Annotated in this window: 3 protein-coding genes; 2 read left to right on the top strand and 1 reads right to left on the bottom strand. The window is 61.2% G+C overall.

The annotated features are described in order from the left end of the window. The first annotated feature begins 191 nt into the window (after positions 1-191). The gene (locus tag CT676_RS43455; protein ID WP_135217333.1) at positions 192-1748 is read left to right on the top strand and encodes an ISL3 family transposase; all 1557 of its coding nucleotides are present in this window, start codon (positions 192-194) and stop codon (positions 1746-1748) included. On the opposite strand, the gene CT676_RS45960 is transcribed toward CT676_RS43455, so the two are convergent. Continuing rightward, positions 1731-2033 carry a hypothetical protein gene (locus tag CT676_RS45960; RefSeq protein WP_135217332.1) on the bottom strand — a complete coding sequence of 101 codons (303 nt, stop codon included), beginning with the start codon at positions 2031-2033 and terminating at the stop codon, positions 1731-1733. The two genes, CT676_RS43455 and CT676_RS45960, sit on opposite strands and share 18 nt — an antisense overlap. On the opposite strand from CT676_RS45960, the gene CT676_RS43445 reads away from it, so the two are divergent. After that, positions 1917-2371, top strand: a 455-nt coding sequence (locus tag CT676_RS43445) for an IS3 family transposase (protein ID WP_343287593.1), incomplete at its 3' end; no start/stop codon positions are given. The genes CT676_RS45960 and CT676_RS43445 overlap by 117 nt on opposite strands.

Genomic DNA, 2371 nt, shown 5'->3' with positions numbered 1-2371 from the left:
TCTTGCCCTTGATGAAGTGCTCGCGCCGAATCCGCGCAATCGTCTCCACGATCAGCATCCTCGACCACCTGCTTCATTCCAAAGCAGGCAGCGCAACAGGCCAACCTATAGGGGGTCAATTTTGGGCTCTGACTCCCTTTTGATGCAGTTTGGGAGATGTCTGGCGTTTTGATTGGGGGAGAATCAGCGCCATGCAGCAGGCACGCCAGCGCCCCAGTCTGGTGCCGAGTGGGTTTGTTGTAGAGAGTGCGTATTTCGAAGGTGATAAGGCCGTTATTGCGGTCCGGGCGACGGGAAGCGTTGGTCTATGCCCATCTTGTGGAACGGTTTCCCGACGCGTCCATAGCCGGTACCGGCGACGTGTGACCGATCTTCCCCTTTCGGGACGGATCGTACAGCTTCTGGTGATTGCTCGTCGCTTCCGTTGTAACGCAGTCTTATGCGGGCGCCAGATCTTTACTGAGCGCTTCGCCGAAGGGGTACTGGCTCCATCAGCGCGACGCACGGCGAGGCTTGACTCGATCGTGCACCACCTCGGCCTGGCGCTTGGCGGACGACCTGCAGCTGGCTTCGCAAGACGGCTAATGCTGCCGGTAAGCAAGGATACGCTTCTGCGCGTGATCCGACGCCGTAGCCGTCCGTCGGCTGACCCGCTGAGGGTTATCGGCATTGATGATTGGGCCTGGCGGCGCAATCACCGATACGCCAGCATCATCTGCAACCTGGAACGGCGCCGAGCCGTCACCCTGCTGCCGGATCGGGAGCCTGCGACCGCCCAAGCCAGGCTCGCTGCGCATCCCACGATCGCGATCGTCGCCCGCGATCGTGGCGGAGGGTATGGCGAAGCCGCAGCAAAGGCCTTGCCGCACGCGGTACAGGTCGCGGATCGATGGCATCTAATGGAGAACGCCAGTCGGGCCTTCCTCGATGCCGTCCGCAAATCGATGCGCCAGATTCGCGGCGCAATCGGAGCGACAACAATTGATTCCAAACTGCTGACCGCGGCCGAGCGCCTGCAGTATGAAGGATATCTTCGCCGCGAAGAGACCAATGCGACTATCTTGACCCTGTCGAAAAGCGGAACACCGATCAAGCAGATCGTGCGCCAGACTGGCCATAGCAGAAAGCTGGTTCGACAGGTGATCCGTGGCGAACTCCATGACGTCTTCCGGACCCGGCAGAGTTCGCTCGATCAGCACCTGCCATGGCTCGACGATCAGTGGGCCGAAGGCTGCCGAAATGGCGCTGAGCTTTGGCGGCGCCTAGGGGCGCGCGGCTTCCGAGGCTCACTTCGTGTCGTCGCAGAATGGGCAACACGCAGACGGCGGGCCGAAAAGGCCGATGTCGAAAACCTTCACCGCATCCCGTCGGCAAGAACGATCGCTCGTCTTATGACGGTCGGACGGGATACGCTCTCGAAGGCAGAGACGGTCACGGTCGCGGCGATCGAAGCTCGCGTACCGACCCTGGTCGAGGCACGCGAGATCATCGCCGAATTCCACTTGATGATCCGGCGCAGAGCTGCCGCCGAGCTATCACCTTGGATCGAGCGGGCTCGTGCCAGTCTCGTTGCCTCATTCGCCCGCGGCGTTACGAATGATGAAGCGGCGGTTCGGGCGGCGATCACCTTGCCTTGGTCCAACGGACAGACCGAGGGGCAGATCACCCGCCTCAAGCTCGTCAAACGCCAAATGTACGGCCGCGGGAAAATCGATCTGCTCCAAGCCAGACTAATCGGCGCAGAGTAATCGGAGCTGCACCAAAACTGCGTCAGAGCCAATATTGCAGGCCGAATGACAATCACCGGCCCCCGAGGCCTCTCCGTCACGGAAGGATGTCGGCTGATGGGGATTGCGCGCTCGACTTAGTATGACCGCTCTGAGAAGGCGGCCGATGATACCGCGATCGTTGAGGCGATCGCCACTATCTGCGACGAGTTCGAGCACTATGGCTGGCGTCGCGTCCAGGCTGCGCTTCGCCAGCAGGGCCTGATCGTTAATCACAAGAAGATCCGCCGCCTGATGCGTGAGCATGACCTTCAGCCGAGATTACATCGCCGCTTCATGGTGACAACAGACAGCGATCACGGTCAGCCGACCTTCCCGAATCTCGCCACCGACATCACTCCCACCGGTACCGACCAACTCTGGGTGGCCGATATCACATATGTCGCCATCGCCGGCGGCTTTGTCTATGTCGCCGTCATCTTGGATGCCTGGTCACGGCGGGTGGTCGGATACGCCATCAGCCGCTCGATCGACGCCCGGCTGATGCTCGCGGCCCTGGCCGCCGCGATCGAAGGCCGCAAACCACCTCCCGGCTGCGTGCATCATTCCGATCGTGGATCACAATACGCTGCGGCTGCCTATCG

The sequence above is a fragment of the Bradyrhizobium sp. MOS001 genome (assembly GCF_004634465.1).
Lineage (GTDB): Bacteria > Pseudomonadota > Alphaproteobacteria > Rhizobiales > Xanthobacteraceae > Bradyrhizobium > Bradyrhizobium barranii.
Note: the sequence above shows the minus strand (reverse complement) of the source record. Positions and strands in the feature narration are given on the sequence as shown.